The sequence below is a fragment of the Micromonospora sp. M71_S20 genome, from assembly GCF_003664255.1.
GTDB lineage: Bacteria > Actinomycetota > Actinomycetes > Mycobacteriales > Micromonosporaceae > Micromonospora.
In genome coordinates, this window is the sequence record NZ_RCCV01000001.1 from 4,030,261 (window position 1) to 4,046,250 (window position 15,990).

A 15,990-nucleotide genomic window follows, 5' to 3' on the forward strand; every position below is an offset into this window, starting at 1 on the left:
TGTCGGCGGTACGCATTAATCTTGGAGGTATGTCGAGCCCCGCCGAGCGGTACGCCGCGGCGCGCCGCCGGGCCGCGCAGGCCTCACAGTTCCCGGCACTGGACGAGTTCGCCCTCGATCTGGGGTTCGATCTCGACGACTTCCAGCGGGAGGCGTGCCAGGCTCTGGAACGGGGCAGCGGCGTCCTGGTCTGCGCTCCGACCGGCGCCGGCAAGACCGTGGTCGGCGAGTTCGCCGTGCACCTGGCACTGCGCGGCACGCCGGCCGGCGACGCGACGGCGCCCGCGGCCGGCGACGGGGGCGCCCCGCCCCGCCGGCGCAAGTGCTTCTACACCACTCCGATCAAGGCCCTGTCGAACCAGAAGTACCACGACCTGGTCGACCGCTACGGCGCCGAGCAGGTCGGGCTGCTCACCGGCGACAACGCCATCAACGGCGACGCCCCGGTGGTGGTGATGACCACCGAGGTGCTGCGCAACATGCTCTACGCCGGCTCGGCCACCCTCGACGGCCTGGCCTACGTGGTGATGGACGAGGTGCACTACCTCGCCGACCGGTTCCGCGGCGGCGTGTGGGAAGAGGTGATCATCCATCTGCCCGCCTCGGTCACCCTGGTCTCCCTGTCGGCCACCGTGTCCAACGCCGAGGAGTTCGCCGACTGGCTGGTCACCGTGCGCGGCGAGACGGCCGTGGTGGTCAGCGAGCACCGCCCGGTGCCGCTGTGGCAGCACATGCTGGTCGGCAAGCGGATGTTCGACCTGTTCCACGACGCCGATGCCGCCCGCAAGCACGACGTGCACCCCGAGCTGCTGCGCTACACCCGCGACACCATGCGCCGGCTGGAACTCGGCGAGGGGCGCAGCGCCGGCCCCGGCGGCGGCCGGCGCGGGCCCCGCTGGCGCGGCCCGATGCGCCCCGACATCGTCGACCGGCTCGACCGGGAGGGGCTGCTGCCGGCGATCCTGTTCATCTTCAGCCGCGCCGGCTGCGCCGCGGCCGTGCAGCAGTGCCTCGCCGCGGGCCTGCGGCTCACCTCCCCCGACGAGCGGGCCGAGATCCGTCGCGTCGTCGAGTCGCGGGTCACCGCCATCCCCGGCGAGGACCTGACCGTCCTCGGCTACTGGGAGTGGCTCGACGGCCTCGAACGCGGGCTGGCCGCCCACCACGCCGGCATGCTGCCGGTGTTCAAGGAGGTCGTCGAGGAGCTCTTCGTCCGGGGCCTGGTCAAGGCGGTCTTCGCTACCGAGACGCTCGCCCTGGGCATCAACATGCCGGCGCGCTGCGTCGTGCTGGAGCGGCTGGTCAAGTACAACGGCGAGGCGCACGTCGACCTGACGCCGGGGGAGTACACCCAGCTCACGGGCCGCGCCGGCCGGCGGGGCATCGACGTCGAGGGGCACGCCGTCGTCGTCTGGTCCCCGGAGACCGACCCCCGGCACGTGGCCGGTCTCGCCTCCACCCGCACCTACCCGCTGCGGTCCAGCTTCCGGCCGTCGTACAACATGGCGGTCAACCTGGTCGGCACGGTCGGCGCCGAGCCGGCCCGCGCGCTGCTGGAGTCCTCGTTCGCCCAGTTCCAGGCGGACCGCTCGGTGGTCGGCCTGGCCCGCCAGGTGCAGCGCAACACCGAGACCATCGAGGCGTACGGCGTGGAGGCGGCCTGCCACCACGGCGACTTCGACGAGTACTTCGCGCTGCGGGTGGCGATCGGCGAGCGGGAGCGGGCCATCGCCCGGCAGGGGCAGAGCCAGCGCAAGGCCGCCGCGGTGGCCTCACTGGAGCGGCTACGGGTCGGCGACGTGATCCGGGTGCCGTCGGGCCGGCGGGCCGGCCTGGCCGTCGTGCTCGACCCGGCCACCGGCGGCTTCGGCGAGCCCCGGCCGCTGGTGCTCACCCAGGACCGCTGGGCGGGCCGGGTCAGCCCCGGGGACTTCACCGCCCCGGCCGAGGTGCTGGCGCGCATCCGGGTGCCGAAGCACTTCAACCACCGGTCCCCGGCGGCCCGGCGTGACCTGGCCGCCGAGGTCAGCGGCACCGGGCTGGACCGGCACGGCGGCCGCCGGGGCGGCCGGTCCCGGCAGGCCGTCGGCGAGGACCACCGGCTCAGCCAGCTCCGCACCGAGCTGCGCCGGCATCCCTGCCACGCCTGCCCCGACCGCGAGGAGCACGCCCGCTGGGCGGAGCGGCGCCGCCGCCTGGAGAACGACACCGAGGAGCTGCGGCAGCGGGTGGCCGGCCGGACCGGGTCGCTGGCCCGCACGTTCGACCGGATCGTGGCGCTGCTCACCGCCCGGGGCTACCTGACGCCCGACGGCGCGGTGACCGACGCCGGCCGGATGCTCGGCCGGATCTGGACCGAGGCGGACCTGCTGGTCGCCGAGTGCCTGCGGCGCGGGGTGTGGGACGGGCTCTCCCCGGCGGAGCTGGCGGCGGCGGTCTCCGTGGTGGTCTTCGAGGCCCGCCGCGACGTCGACGAGCGGGCGTCGCTGCCGCGCGGCCCCGTGGCCGAGGCGGTCGACGAGACGCTCAAGCTGTGGAGCGAGATCGAGGCCGACGAGGCGGCCCGCGGCCTCACCGTCACCCGCGAGCCCGACCTCGGCTTCGCCTGGCCGGTCTACCGGTGGGCGCGGGGCGAGGCGCTGGCGAAGGTCCTCGGCAGCGGCCACGAGATCGACGGCGAGATGCCGGCCGGCGACTTCGTCCGCTGGGCGCGGCAGGTGGTCGACCTGCTCGGCCAGCTCGCCGACTCCGGCGGCGCCTCGGCGGAGCTCAGGTCGACCGCCCGGCAGGCGATCGGCGCCGTGAACCGGGGCGTGCTGGCCTACCACACCCCGGCCTGACCGTCACCCTCCGTCACCGGACATCGAAATCGACGCATCGCAAAGTCATCGCGACGGCACCCCCCGAATTCTCCGGGGGGTGCCGTCGTGCCTGGTGGCGGCATCCCTGATCATTGCTCCGGCGCGAGATCGCGCGTCGGTGGATCGATCTGGGAGAAGGCCGCCGTGGCGGAGATCAATCACTTTGAGTACGGGTGGATCACCCCCGCGCTCAGCTACGCGCTGTCGGTGCTGGGTTCGGCCCTGGGCCTGATCTGCGCGATCCGCATCCGCACCGCGGGCAGCGCGGGCCAGCGCGCCTGGTGGGGAACCCTGGCGGCCTGGGCCATCGGCGGCACCGCCATCTGGACCATGCACTTCATGGCGATGCTCGGCTTCGCCGTCCAGGGCACCCGGATCCGGTACGACGTGCCGATCACCGTGGCCAGCGCGATGATCGCGGTGATCGCGGTCGGCATCGGCCTGGCCATCGTCGGCACCGGGCGGTTCTCCGCCGTGCGGCTGCTCGCCGGGGGCCTGTTCACGGGCGCGGGGGTCGCCGCGATGCACTACACCGGCATGGCGGCCATGCGGCTCAACGGCCGGATCGACTACGACACCACCCGGGTCGTGCTCTCGGTCGTGATCGCGGTGGTCGCGGCCACGGTGGCGCTCTGGCTGGCGATGACCGTCCGCCGGGGGCTGGCGATCGTCGGCTCGGCGCTGCTGATGGGCGTCGCCGTCAACGGCATGCACTTCACCGGGATGAGCGCCATGTCGGTGCATCCGCACACCGGGCAGGGCGAGGTGTCCGGCGCCGGCGTCAGCACCCTGCTCGTGCCGATCATCCTCGCGGTGGTGTTCGGCGTGGTCGGGCTGGTCTACGCGCTGCTGGCCGCCCCCACCGCCGAGGACCGGGTCGCCGCCGCGTACTTCGACAACCTGCGGGGCCACGAACCGGCCGAGCCGGCGCCCGCGGCGCCGGACCCGGTGGGGCTGCGGGCCCGGTCCACCCTCGGCCAGCCGGGCACCCCCTTCCCGTCCCGCCGGGGCGACCCGCCGCGCTGACCCGTCCAGCGGGTCGCCGCCGCCCGCCGGGTGCCGGCCCGGTGGGCGGTGTCAGGACCGCTGGGCGAGGGCGTCGACGAGCCGGCGTGCCGAGCCCGCCAGGTTCCACTCGCCGGCCAGCTCCAGCAGCCGGTCGGGATCGGCCGGTGCGGTCGGCAGCTCGGTGGCCAGCTCGGGCAGCGGCACGTCGAGGGCGACCCGGACCACCTGCGGCGCGACGGCCAGGTAGTCGCGCGCGGCGGCGAGCTTGGTGCGCAGCCCGGGGGCGAAGCCGGAGCCCGGCTCGTCCAGGGCGGCCAGGATGCCCGCGATGTCGCCGTACCGCTCGACGAGCCGGGCGGCCGTCTTCTCGCCCACGCCCGCCACGCCGGGCAGTCCGTCGCTGGGATCGCCCCGCAGGGCGGCGAAGTCGGCGTAGCGGTCCGCCGGAACCCCGTAGCGGGCGCGCACCGCGGCGTCGTCGCAGTCGTCCAGCTTGGCCACGCCCCGCCCCACGTAGAGCAGGCGCACGGGGCGTGCGTCGTCGACGAGCTGGAACAGGTCCCGGTCGCCGGAGACCACCTCCACCGGCGCCGGCTGGGTCACCGAGAGGGTGCCGAGCACGTCGTCGGCCTCGTAGCCGGCCGCGCCGACGTGGGCGATCCCGACGGCGTCGAGCACCTCCAGGATCAGCGGGACCTGCGGGCTGAGGGTGTCGGGCACCACCTCGCCGCCCTCGGGGGCCACCCGGTGCGCCTTGTAGGACGGCAGCAGCGCCACCCGCCAGTCGGGCCGCCAGTCGTGGTCCATCGCGCAGACCATCCGGTCGGGCCGGCGGGTGCGGATCAGGCTCGCCAGCATGTCGAGGAAGCCGCGCACCGCGTTGACGGGGCTGCCGTCGGCGGCCCGGGCCGCCGACTCGGGTATGCCGAAGTAGGCCCGGAAGTAGAGACTGGGCGCGTCGATGAGCAGGATGGGGGGTCGCTGTGCCACGCCCGACAGCCTGGCACATGCCACCGACGATCAGGGGGCACGGCGCGGCCGGTCAGGGGCGCTCGTGGTCGCGGTGGAGCGTCTCGCGGCGGACCACGTACTGCAGGCCGTAGCTGATGAGCAGCAGCACGATCGCGACCGTCACCTCGATCCACGCCGCCGTGCCGTCGGCGACGGTCAGGCCGACGGCCAGCAGCACCAGGCCCGCCACGGCGAGGATGCCCGCCCAGAGCAGCCGGCGGCGTCGGGTCGCGGCGCGCTCCCGGTCCGTCGCTGCCACGGCGGTCGGTCCTCTCCGTCGGCGACCCGGACGAGCCGAGCCTATCGGCGCGTACGGCCGCTGGCGGCGGAACCGGGCTGCGGGCCCGCCGCTGCGCGGCGCAGACTTACCGGTGTGACGTTCGTTGCGGGCCTGACGCTCGGCCGCCGGTTCCACGACGAGGTGCTCGCCCCGATCCTGCGTCGCCGCCTTCCCGGTCTGAGCTACGCGGCCGGCCTGCTCGACGGCGGCTCGGAGCTGCTCGGGCTGGACACCACGCGCTCCACCGACCACGACTGGGGGCCGCGTGGGCAGCTCTTCGTCGCCGCGTCCGACGCGGCCCGGATCCCGCACCTGCGCGCGGCGCTGGACGTCGACCTGCCGGCGGAGTTCCTAGGCTGGCCCACCCGCTTCAGCGGGCAGGGCCGGCTGGGGGCCGCCGACCCGGCGGGCAGCCGTCACGGCGTCACGATCGACGAGCTGGGCGGCTGGTGGCGCGATCGGCTGGGCTTCGACCCGGCCGCCGGCGTCAGCACGGCCGACTGGTTGGCCACGCCGACGCAACGGCTGGCCGAGGTGACCGGCGGCGGGGTCTTCCACGACGGCCTCGACGGCGCGCTGACCGGTGCCCGGGCGGCGCTGGCGTGGTACCCGGACGACGTGTGGCGGCACGTGCTCGCCGCCGCGTGGACCCGCGTCGCCCAGGCCGAGCACCTGCCCGGCCGCTGCGCCGAGACCGGCGACGACCTGGGCAGCCGGGTGGTCACCGCCGGGCTGGCCCGCGACCTGATGCGGCTCGGCCTGCTGCTGCACCGCCGCTGGCCCCCGTACGACAAGTGGCTGGGCACGCTGTTCGCCCGGCTGCCCGACGCGGCGCCCCTGGTCGCGGCCCTGGCCGACGCGCTCGGCCCGGGCGACTGGCGCCGGCGGGAGGACGGGCTGGTCCGGGCGCTGGAGGCCCTCGCCGCCCGCACCGACGACACCGGCCTGGCGGCCCCGGTGCGCGCCCGGCCCCGGCCGTTCCACGGACGTCCGTTCCTGGTCCTGGACGCCGGTCGGGTCGCCGCCGCGCTGCGCGCCGCCATCACCGATCCGGCGCTGCGCGCACGCGCGCCCCTCGGCGCGGTCGACCAGTACGTCGACAGCGTGGACGTGCTGACCCACGCGCACCGTGCCCGCCGGCTCGCCGCCGCGCTGCCGGTGGCGGCGCACGGAGCGGGCTGACACCGGACGGGCCGGGCCGAAGACCGGTGGCGGCCGGCGCGCCGGACCGGCGGTGGACGGTGCCGGGGCGGTCGGGCCGGCGTGCGGCTGGTGCCCGAGGGGTCGACCGGCGGCGGGCGGTGTCGGCGCGGGCCCCGCCCCGCCGAGGCGGTGGCGGGGCCCCGTGCCGCTCAGGCGGGCAGTCGCCAGACCTGGTTGGCGCCGCCGAAGCAGTCCCAGATCTGCAGCCGGGTGCCGTCGGCGGAGCTGTTGCCGGTGGCGTCGAGGCACCTGTTGGACGCCGGGTTGCGCAGCGTGCCGTTGGACTGGGCCTGCCAGACCTGCGCGCCGGTGCCGTTGCAGTCCCACAGCTGCACCTTGGCGCCGTTGGCGGTGGAGGCGCTGGTCACGTCGGCGCACTTGCCGAGGGCGCGCAGGGTGCCGTCGGTGCCCACCGTCCAGGTCTGGGCGTTGGTGCCGTTGCAGGCGTAGAGCTGCACGGCGGTGCCGTTGGCGGTGCCGGCGGCGGCCACGTCGACGCATTTGCCGCCGATCCCGGTGATCGGGCCGGTACGCCCGACGGGCGGCGGGGTGGTGCCGCCGGTGGCGGTGTCGTAGATGGCGCTGACCAGGGAGGTGGCCCCGGTGGTGTCCTGGCTGAGTTCCCAGTTCATCATGCCGCCGGCGTTGGCCAGGGCCCACTGGGTCTTGCGCTTCACCGTCGGGATGCCGTTGTAGCACTGCTGGGTCCCGCCGACGGTGGTGCAGTCGCGGTTGGCGTTGGCCGGGTCCATGGCGACCAGCGAGGCGTAGGTGTGGTATCCGGGCCGGCTGTAGAACGGCACGCCGAGCACCGCCTTGCGGGCGGGCAGGCCCCGGGACTTCCAGAAGTTGACGGCGTTGATCGACCAGTCGTAGTTGGCGTGCGGGCTGCCGCCGTCGTACGCCATGATGTTGAGCCAGTCCACGTGGCCGAACACGGCCGGCTGCACGCCCTCGGCGTACCAGCCCTCGGAGACGACAGCGGCGGTGAGCAGCTTGCCCCGGCTGTGCAGGGCGCCGGCCAGCTGCTGCATCAGCGCCGTGTAGTTGGTGGCCGAGGCGCCCGGGTCCGGGTACTCCCAGTCCATGTCGACGCCGTCGAGGTTGTACTGGTTGACGAAGTTGACGACGTTGTTGACGAACGTCGTGCGGGTGCCGGCGTTGGCGGCGAGCGCCTCGAAGGCGGAGTCGTCGCCGTTGTTCCAGCCGCCGATCGCGATCGACACCTTGACGTTGCTGGCGTGGCCACGGGACACCAGTTGGGAGAGCTTGGCGGGGTTCTCCACCGGGCGGAGGCTGCCGTCGCCGTTGGGCAGCACGAACGCGTAGTTGACGTGGGTCAGCTTGGCGTACTGCACCGCGTTGACGTCGCCGGTCCAGGACGGCAGGTAGCCGACGCTGCGGAAGCCGTTGGGCAGCACGGCGGCCTGCGCGGGGGCGGGGACCAGGGTGAGGGTGGTGGCGGCGGTGGCCAGCGTGAGCAGGCCGGCGGCGAGGGCCGACCTGAGGCGGGACAGCGATGAGGGCATCGGGGGCCTTCCCGTGGGCGGTTGGTGGCGGCCGTGCCGCCCGCGTCGGCGGCGTGGCGCCGGTGGCGGGCGTACGGGGGACGGGTCGGGCATCCTAGAGGCAGCCAAATCCTAAGGAGTGTTAACTGTCGCGTCAACGATGATGTTCGATGGATGAGCGACGCTCCCGTCCCCGCCGGGCGGGCTGGGTCCGTCCCCGAACGACCGTTAAGCTGACCGGGTGGGAATCGATGAGCTGTATCCGCCCCGGCGGCTGGCCGAGGCCCGGCGCGCCACCGCCGCCGCGGGCCTGGACGCGCTGCTGCTGACCCCGGGCTCCGACCTGCGGTACCTGACCGGCTACGACGCGCACGAGGGGGAGCGGCTCACCTGCCTGGTGCTGCCCGCGCAGGGCGAGCCCACCCTGATCGTGCCCACGCTGGAGCGGCCGGCCGCCGAGGCGTCCCCGGCGCCGGCCACCGGCGTACGCATCGTCGACCACGCCGACGGCACGGACCCGTACCCGCTGCTCGTCGCCGCGCTCGGCGGGCCGGTGGCGACGGTCGGCCTGGCCGACCGGATGTGGGCCGAGCAGGTCTTGGCCCTGCGCGCGGCGCTGCCCGGCGCCACCCAGCGGCTGGCCTCCGAGGTGCTGCGCGAGATGCGCCTGCGCAAGTCCCCGGCCGAGGTCGCGGCGCTGGCCGAGGCGGGCGCGGCGATCGACGCGGTGCACGAGCGGATGGGGGAGTGGCTGCGGCCGGGACGCACCGAGGCGGAGGTGGGCGCCGACATCGCCGCGGCGATCCGGGCCGCCGGCCACGTGAGCGTGGACTTCGTGATCGTCGCCGCCGGCCCGAACGCCGCCAGCCCGCACCACGGCACCTCCGACCGCCCGATCGGCGCCGGCGAACCGGTCGTCGTGGACATCGGCGGGACGATGCCGTCGGGCTACCGCTCCGACTGCACCCGCACCTACGTCGCGGGCGCCCCGGCGCCGGCCGAGTTCGTCGACTACTACGCCGTGCTGCACGCCGCCCAGCGGGCCGCGGTGGCCGCGGTCCGCCCCGGAGTCGCCGCCTCCGACGTCGACGCGGCGGCCCGGGAGCCGATCGCCGCCGCCGGCTTCGGCGCGGCGTTCCTGCACCGCACCGGCCACGGCATCGGCCTGGACGGCCACGAGGATCCCTACGTGGTGGCCGGCAACGCCCGCCCCCTGGAGCCGGGGATGGCGTTCTCCGTCGAACCGGGCATCTACCTGGCGGGCCGGCACGGCGCCCGCATCGAGGACATCGTCGTCTGCACCACGGACGGCGTGCAACGGCTCAACACCACCCCCACGGAGCTCATCGCGCTATGACTGTCGACCGGATCCTCCCCACCGACGAGGCCCACGACCTGCTGGACCTCGCCACCGAGCTCGCCGACCGGGAGCTGGCGCCGCGAGCCGCCGGGTTCGAGGAACGCGCCGAGTTCCCCCGCGAGGTGCTGCGCACCCTCGGGCGGGCCGGCCTGCTCGGCCTGCCCTACGCCGAGGAGCACGGCGGCGCCGCCCAGCCCTACGAGGTCTACCTCCAGGTGCTGGAGATCCTGGCCAGCCGCTGGCTCGCGGTCGCCGAGGCGGTCAGCGTGCACACCCTGTCCTGCTACCCCCTGGCCCAGTTCGGCACGGACGAGCAGCGCAAGCTGCTGCCCGACATGGTCGGCGGGGAGCTGCTCGGGGCGTACTGCCTGTCGGAGCCGCAGGGCGGGTCGGACGCCGCCGCGCTGACCACGAAGGCCGTGCGCGACGGCGACGACTACGTGGTCGACGGCACCAAGGCGTGGATCACGCACGCGCAGGTGGCGGACTTCTACAACATCTTCTGCCGCACCGGCGGGCCCGGCCCGAAGGGCATCTCCTGCCTGCTGGCCGACCGCGCCACGCCGGGCATCGCGCCGCAGGCGGCCGAGCGCACGATGGGGCTGCGCGCCTCCCCGGTGGCGCAGATCGCCTTCGACTCGGCCCGGGTGCCGGCGGAGCGGCTGATCGGCGGGGAGGGGGCGGGCTTCACCATCGCCATGTCCGCCCTCGACTCGGGGCGGCTCGGCATCGCCGCCTGCGCGGTCGGGCTGGCCCAGGCGGCGCTGGACTACGCGGTCGGCTACGCCCGGGAGCGCCAGCAGTTCGGCAGGGCGATCATCGACTTCCAGGGGCTGGGCTTCACGCTCGCCGACCTGGCCACCCAGATCTCCGCGGCCCGGGCGTTGACGCTGGCCGCCGCCCGGCTGCGCGACGCCGGGCGGCCGTACTCGATCGAGGCGGCGAAGGCGAAGCTCTTCGCCACCGACGTGGCGATGCGGGTGACCACGGACGCCGTGCAGGTGCTCGGCGGGGCCGGCTACGTGGCCGACCACCCGGTGGAGCGGTACATGCGCGAGGCCAAGGTGCTCCAGATCGTCGAGGGCACCAACCAGATCCAGCGGCTGGTCATCTCCCGGGCGCTGGCGAGGGGCTGACGGGCGTCGCCCCGCCGGCGCCGCGTCGCGTCGGCGGGCCGCGTCGTCGCCGCGACGCCGTTTTCCCGGTAGGTTGCACGCCGTGGAGGAGATCGACCGCGCCATCATCGCCGCGCTGACCGCTGACGGTCGGCTGTCGTACACGGATCTGGCGGAGAAGGTGGGCCTGTCGGTCTCCGCCGTGCACCAGCGGGTGCGCCGCCTGGAGCAGCGCGGCGTGATCAAGGGGTATGCCGCCCGGGTCTCCTTCGAGGCCCTCGACCTGCCGCTGACCGCGTTCGTGGCGATCCGGCCCTTCGACCCGTCGCAGCCCGACGACGCGCCGGAGCGGCTGGCCCACCTGCCCGAGATCGACTCGTGCTACTCGGTGGCGGGGGAGGACTTCTATCTCCTGCTGGTGCGGGTGGCCAGCCCGGCCGACCTGGAACGGCTGCTCCAGGAGATCCGTACGGCGGCGAACGTGACCACCCGCACGACGGTGGTGCTGTCGACGCCGTACGAGAACCGGCCGCCGAAGATCAGTGCCGAGCCCCAGACTCGGGTGCGGTCGCGGGCGTCGGGGGAACCGGCTGGTTCCAGCGCAGGATGACCCGCCGGCCGTGCTCGTGGCCGAGCACGCTGACCGTGGCGGTGTCCAGGCGCAGCAGCCCGCCGGCCGACGGCGGCAGGCCGACCCAGCGGGCGCCGAGCACGCGCAGGCTGTGGGCGTGCCCGACGAGGGCGACGGTGCCCCGGTCGAGCAGCGGGTGGACCCGGGCGAGCACCCGGTCGAGGCGCTCGCCGACCTGGTTCGAGGACTCCCCGCCGGGGCAGCCGTCGGCCCAGATGGACCAGCTCGGGTGGTCGTCGCGGATGTCGGCGGTGGTGCGCCCCTCGTACTCGCCGTAGTTCCACTCGGCCAGGTCGCCGACCGTGCCGGTGACCGTGAGACCGGCGAGCCGCGCGGTGTGCAGTGCCCGGGCGCGGGGGCTGGTCAGGACCGCGGCGAAGCGCCGGCCGGCGAGGAAGCGGCCGAGGGCGCGGGCCTGCCGCTCGCCGTCGGGGGTGAGCTGGAGGTCGGTGTACGAGGTGTGCCGGCGGCTGGCGCTCCAGGTGGTCTCGCCGTGCCGGATCAGCAGGAGCTCTCCCATTCGCCCAGTCAACCAGACGACCCGCCTCCCGTCGTTCACCTAGTGTCCTAGGATGCCCTAGCGGGTGTGCGGGCCGCCACAGACCACGAACGGCACACGACCGACAAGGCCCAGAGCCCACAGAACGGGTCGGAGGATTGAGCTGGCCGGAGGACGGCCGCGAGCGACGTGGGTGTGCCCAGAGACGTCGCCGCGCCCGGCGGGGGAGACGTGGCGGGAGTCGCGTGCCGGGGGCGGGTGGTCCGGAAACGCGTCACCCCCGGAGCCGGTGCCGGCTCCGGGGGTGACGGTGCGCTGGTGGTCAGTCGTTGCGGTGCGCGGCCCACCACTGCTGCCCGGTCTCGGGCAGGGTGTCGATCGGGTCGTAGTAGGCGTGGCGCTTGTTGAGCGCCTCGGCGTCGGCGGACTCGATGGAGGTGCGGTAGTTCTTCGTCCAGTACGAGATGCCGCGGTCGCGGTCGTACTCGGTGAGCATGTGCACCCAGCGCTTGCCGACGAAGGGGACGTCGCAGACGATGCGTGGGGTGGCGTAGCCGGGCAGGTAGCCCATGATGTCGTGCTGGAGCTGCTGGGCGTGCCAGACCGGGACCCGCCAGTGCTCGGCGTTGGGGATCATGTCGCACATGTAGAAGTAGTACGGCAGGATGCCCGCCTCGCCCTGGAGGGCGAAGCAGAGGTCGAGCAGGTCGGGGGCGGTGGCGTTGACGCCGCGCATGAGCACGCCCTGGTTGCGCACGTCGCGTACGCCGACGTCGAGGGCGGTCTGGGCGGCCCGGGCGACCAGCGGGGTGAGCGACTGGGCGTGGTTGACGTGGGTGTGGATGGCGAGGTTGACCCCGCGTCGGGCGGCGGTGCGCGCGACCCGTTCGAGGCCCTCGACGACGTCGGGCTGGAGCCAGTGCTGGGGCAGGCCCATGAGGGCCTTGGTGGCGAGCCGGATGTCGCGGATGGTCTCGATCTCCAGCAGCCGCATCAGGTAGGACTCGAGGTTCTTCCACGGGACGTTGGCCACGTCGCCGCCGGAGACGACGACGTCACGGACGCCGGGGTGGGCCTTGAGGTAGCCGATGTGGGCGTCGTAGCGGTCGACGGGCTTGAGGGTCAGCTTGAGCTTGTCGACGGCGGGGGTGGAGTTGCCGACGAGGTCCATGCGGGTGCAGTGCCCGCAGTACTGGGGGCAGGTGGAGAGCAGCTCGGCGAGGACCTTGGTGGGGTAGCGGTGGGTGAGGCCCTCGGCGACCCACATGTCGTGTTCGTGCAGGGAGTCGCGGCTGGCGTACGGGTGGGAGGGCCAGTCGGTGCGCCGGTCGGAGGCGACGGGGATCATGTAGCGCCGGATGGGGTCGGCGAAGAACGCCTCGGTGGTCATCGGGGCGAACGGGACCATGGTGTTGATCATCTGCGGCGGCACCAGCATGGACATGGTGGCCAGGGCCTTCTGGTCGGCCTCGAGGTCGGCGTAGAAGGTCTCGTCGACCGCGTCGCCGAGGACGGTGCGCAGCTGTTTGATGTTCTTGACGCAGTTGACGCGCTGCCACTGTGCGTTCTCCCACTGGTCGCGGGTGACGTGGCGCCAGCCGGGGAAGCGGGTCCAGTCGGGTTCCACGAGGGGCGCGCGGCGGTATTCGTAGGGCTGTCCGGCGGTGGGGACCGCGACCGGCGCCGGGCGGGGCGGGGACAGGGTCTCCACCGGTTGGGTCTGGGTCACGGCCCCTCCTCGATGTGGTGCGGTTGATCAGCGACCCTGAAGGCTACTGGAAAATATTCGGTGAAGAAATTAGTCTGCCGTAAGTTTTCCCGCTACGCGAGCCCTGGTCGGGGCTTCGAGCGGCGTGACAGGGGAGGTCGGCGTGACGTCACCGGTGGGTCTGCACCGCGTTGTCGAACCGGCGGGGGTGCTGCCGCAGGCCGCGTGGCGGCTGGACGCGAGTCCGGAGATCGCGCCGAACGAGGTGCGCATCCGGGTGGAGCGGTTGAACCTGGACGCGGCGAGCTTCCGGCAGCTGTGGGAGAAGCACGGCGGGGACGGCGACGCGGTCCGCGCCGAGGTGCTCCAGATCGTGTCCGCCCGGGGCAAGATGCAGAACCCGGTGACCGGGTCGGGCGGGATGCTGATCGGCACGGTGGAGGAGGCGGGGCGGCGTTCCCCGCTGGGGCTGCGGGCGGGGCAGCGGGTGGCGACCCTGGTGTCGCTGACGCTGACGCCGCTGACGATCCTCGACGGGTTGGCCCGCTGGGACGGGCGCAGCGAGCAGGTGCCGTGCGACGGGTACGCGATCCTGTTCGCCCGGTCGATCGCGGCGGTGCTGCCGGCGGATCTCGATGCGCAGCTGTCCCTGGCGGTGCTGGACGTGTGCGGGGCGCCGGCGCTGACGGCGCGGGTGGTGTCGCGCTACGTGGCGGAGCGGGAGCGGGCGGGGGATGCGACGCCGGTGCGGGTGGCGGTGGTCGGTGGCGCGGGCAAGAGCGGGTCGCTGTCGCTGGCGGCGGCGCGGCGGGCGGGTGCGGCCCGTACGGTCGGGGTGGTGCCGGTGGTGGCGGAGCGCGACGCGCTGGCGGCGGTGGGGCTGGCGGACGCGGTGGCGTTGGCCGACGCCCGGGATCCGGTGGCGTTGTCGACGGCCGTGACGACGGCGCTGGAGGCGCCGGCGGACGTGACGGTGGTCTGCGTGGACGTGCCGGGCTGTGAGCACGGTGCGGTGCTGGCGACGGCGGACGGCGGCACGGTGGTGTTCTTCTCGATGGCGACGAGTTTCGCGGCGGCGGCGTTGGGGGCGGAGGGCCTGGCGGCGGACGTGACGATGCTGGTCGGCAACGGTTACGTGCCGGGGCACGCGGAGTTCGCGTTGGGTCTGCTGCGCGCGGAGTCGGGGGTGCGGGCGTTGTTCGAGGCGCGTCTGGCGGCAGACTGATGGTCATGACGAACCCCTCGACTCTGTACCGCGGCGGGACGCTGCACTGCCCGGCCGATCCGAGCGCGACGGCTCTGCTGGTCACCGACGGCCGGATCTCCTGGTTGGGGGTGGACGCGGACGCGCCGGCCGCCGATCGGGTGGTGGATCTGGACGGGGCGTTGGTGACGCCGGCGTTCGTCGACGCGCACGTGCACGCGACGGACACGGGGTTGGCGTTGTCGGGGCTGGACCTGTCGGGGGTGCGCTCGGCGGCGGAGTTGCTGGACGCGGTGGCGGGGTTCGCGGCGGGGTTGCCGTCGGACGCGGTGGTGCTGGGGCACGGTTGGGACGAGTCGAGCTGGCCGGTGCCGGAGCTGCCGGACGCTGCGGTGTTGGACCGGGCGGCCGGGGGGCGGCGGGCCTATCTGTCGCAGGCGTCGATCCATTCGGCGCTGGTGTCGGCGGCGTTGCTGGCGGCGTGTCCGCAGGTGGTGTCGGCGGCGGGGTACGACGCGTCGGGGTGGTTGCGGCGGGACGCGCACCATGTGGTGCGGGCGGCGGCGTTCGCGTCGGTGACGCGGGCGCAGCGGGCGGCGGCGCAGCGGGCGGCGTTGGCGCATGCGGCGTCGCTGGGTATCGCGGCGGTGCACGAGTGCGGTGGTCCGGAGATCTCCGACGAGGAGGACTTCACGGGTCTGTTGGCGTTGTCGGGCGACGGTGTGGCGGAGGTGTACGGGTACTGGGGTGAGCTGATGGGGGCGGCGCGGGCCCGGGAGTTGGGTGCGGTGGGGGCGGGGGGTGATCTGTTCGCCGACGGGGCGTTGGGGTCGCGTACGGCGCACGTGTCGCGTGACTACCTGGACGGTGACGGGGGTTGCGGGCACGGCTACCTGAGTGCGGAGCAGGTGCGGGAGCATCTGTTGGACTGTGCGGCGCACGGTGTGCAGGGTGGGTTCCATGCGATCGGTGACGCGGCGATCTCGACGGTGCTGGAGGGTTTCGCGGGGGCGGCGGAGAAGCTGGGCACGGACCGGGTGCGGGCGGCGCGGCACCGTATCGAGCACGCGGAGATCATGAACAAGCGGTTGATCGCGGGGTTCGTGGAGTACGGGATCGTGGCGAGCATGCAGCCGGCGTTCGACCGGTTGTGGGGTGGCGCGGGTCGGATGTACGAGTCGCGGCTGGGTTTGCAGCGGTCGTTGGAGTCGAATCCGATGGGGGCGATGCACGGCGTCGGGGTGGCGTTGGCGTTCGGGTCGGATTCGCCGGTGACGCCGCTGGATCCGTGGGGTTCGGTGCGGGCGGCGGTGTGGCACCACAGCCCGACGCAGCGGATGAGTGTGCGGTCGGCGTTCGCGGCGCACACCCGTGGCGGGTGGCGGGCGGTGCGGCTGGACAACGAGGGTGTGCTGGCGTTGGGGGCGCCGGCGACGTTCGCGGTGTGGTCGACGCCGGCGGGGGTGGACCGGGGGTTGCCGGTGTTGTTGGCGGCGGAGGTGGAGGCGCGTGGTCCGCTGGACCCGACGCCGCTGCCGGTGTGTCGGCGCACGGTGTTGCGCGGTGACGTGATCTACGAGGAAGGGTCTTCGTGAGCGAGCG

Annotated in this window: 13 protein-coding genes; 8 read left to right on the top strand and 5 right to left on the bottom strand. The window is 74.1% G+C overall.

The annotated features are described in order from the left end of the window. The first annotated feature begins 29 nt into the window (after positions 1–29). Together DER29_RS17250 and DER29_RS17255 are read left to right on the top strand one after the other, a co-directional pair. Positions 30–2,840 carry an RNA helicase gene (locus DER29_RS17250; protein ID WP_121398256.1) on the top strand — a complete coding sequence of 937 codons (2,811 nt, stop codon included), beginning with the start codon at positions 30–32 and terminating at the stop codon, positions 2,838–2,840. 165 nt (positions 2,841–3,005) lie between these two features. Beyond that, a complete protein-coding gene (locus DER29_RS17255) occupies positions 3,006–3,887 on the top strand; it encodes an MHYT domain-containing protein (RefSeq protein ID WP_121398257.1) in 882 nt (293 codons plus the stop codon). A gap of 51 nt (positions 3,888–3,938) precedes the next feature. On the opposite strand, the gene DER29_RS17260 is transcribed toward DER29_RS17255, so the two are convergent. Then, positions 3,939–4,859, bottom strand: coding sequence for a 5'-3' exonuclease (locus DER29_RS17260; protein WP_121398258.1), 921 nt, complete (start codon positions 4,857–4,859; stop codon positions 3,939–3,941). Positions 4,860–4,911: 52 nt separating this feature from the next. After that, positions 4,912–5,139: a hypothetical protein gene (locus DER29_RS17265; RefSeq protein WP_121398259.1), complete on the bottom strand. Its 228-nt coding sequence runs from the start codon at positions 5,137–5,139 to the stop codon at positions 4,912–4,914. Between the two features lie 114 nt (positions 5,140–5,253). Between DER29_RS17265 and DER29_RS17270 the strand changes: the two genes are divergently transcribed. After that, the gene (locus tag DER29_RS17270) at positions 5,254–6,342 is read left to right on the top strand and encodes a DUF4037 domain-containing protein (protein ID WP_121398260.1); all 1,089 of its coding nucleotides are present in this window, start codon (positions 5,254–5,256) and stop codon (positions 6,340–6,342) included. Between the two features lie 170 nt (positions 6,343–6,512). Here DER29_RS17270 and DER29_RS17275 read toward each other — a convergent pair whose 3' ends face one another. Then, the gene (locus DER29_RS17275; protein ID WP_121398261.1) at positions 6,513–7,892 is read right to left on the bottom strand and encodes a glycosyl hydrolase family 18 protein; all 1,380 of its coding nucleotides are present in this window, start codon (positions 7,890–7,892) and stop codon (positions 6,513–6,515) included. A gap of 220 nt (positions 7,893–8,112) precedes the next feature. Between DER29_RS17275 and DER29_RS17280 the strand changes: the two genes are divergently transcribed. From DER29_RS17280 to DER29_RS17290, 3 genes are all read left to right on the top strand, one after another. Beyond that, on the top strand, positions 8,113–9,228 hold the full coding sequence (locus tag DER29_RS17280; protein WP_121398262.1) for a Xaa-Pro peptidase family protein: 1,116 nt from the start codon (positions 8,113–8,115) through the stop codon (positions 9,226–9,228). Continuing rightward, on the top strand, positions 9,225–10,367 hold the full coding sequence (locus tag DER29_RS17285; RefSeq protein ID WP_121398263.1) for an acyl-CoA dehydrogenase family protein: 1,143 nt from the start codon (positions 9,225–9,227) through the stop codon (positions 10,365–10,367). Before DER29_RS17280 ends, DER29_RS17285 begins: the two co-directional genes overlap by 4 nt. Before the next feature lie 82 nt (positions 10,368–10,449). Then, entirely contained in the window at positions 10,450–10,956 is a 507-nt protein-coding gene (locus DER29_RS17290; protein ID WP_121398264.1) for an Lrp/AsnC family transcriptional regulator, read from the top strand. Here DER29_RS17290 and DER29_RS17295 read toward each other — a convergent pair. After that, complete coding sequence (locus DER29_RS17295) at positions 10,886–11,497, bottom strand: histidine phosphatase family protein (protein WP_121398265.1); 612 nt, start codon at positions 11,495–11,497, stop codon at positions 10,886–10,888. The genes DER29_RS17290 and DER29_RS17295 overlap by 71 nt on opposite strands. Before the next feature lie 301 nt (positions 11,498–11,798). Then, the gene (locus tag DER29_RS17300) at positions 11,799–13,205 is read right to left on the bottom strand and encodes a KamA family radical SAM protein (RefSeq protein WP_121398266.1); all 1,407 of its coding nucleotides are present in this window, start codon (positions 13,203–13,205) and stop codon (positions 11,799–11,801) included. 154 nt (positions 13,206–13,359) lie between these two features. Between DER29_RS17300 and DER29_RS17305 the strand changes: the two genes are divergently transcribed. Both DER29_RS17305 and DER29_RS17310 read left to right on the top strand, forming a co-directional pair. Further along, on the top strand, positions 13,360–14,409 hold the full coding sequence (locus DER29_RS17305; RefSeq protein ID WP_199729463.1) for a zinc-binding alcohol dehydrogenase: 1,050 nt from the start codon (positions 13,360–13,362) through the stop codon (positions 14,407–14,409). Positions 14,410–14,414: 5 nt separating this feature from the next. Beyond that, positions 14,415–15,983: an amidohydrolase gene (locus DER29_RS17310; RefSeq protein WP_121399294.1), complete on the top strand. Its 1,569-nt coding sequence runs from the start codon at positions 14,415–14,417 to the stop codon at positions 15,981–15,983. The last annotated feature ends 7 nt before the right edge of the window (positions 15,984–15,990 follow it).

Bases quoted from the DNA above. Each gene is read 5' to 3' on its own strand.
- DER29_RS17250 (WP_121398256.1), top strand. From the start codon at position 30: ATGTCGAGCCCCGCCGAGCGGTACGCCGCGGCGCGCCGCCGGGCCGCG.
- DER29_RS17275 (WP_121398261.1), bottom strand. From the start codon at position 7,892: ATGCCCTCATCGCTGTCCCGCCTCAGGTCGGCCCTCGCCGCCGGCCTG.
- DER29_RS17285 (WP_121398263.1), top strand. From the start codon at position 9,225: ATGACTGTCGACCGGATCCTCCCCACCGACGAGGCCCACGACCTGCTG.
- DER29_RS17295 (WP_121398265.1), bottom strand. From the start codon at position 11,497: ATGGGAGAGCTCCTGCTGATCCGGCACGGCGAGACCACCTGGAGCGCC.
- DER29_RS17310 (WP_121399294.1), top strand. From the start codon at position 14,415: ATGACGAACCCCTCGACTCTGTACCGCGGCGGGACGCTGCACTGCCCG.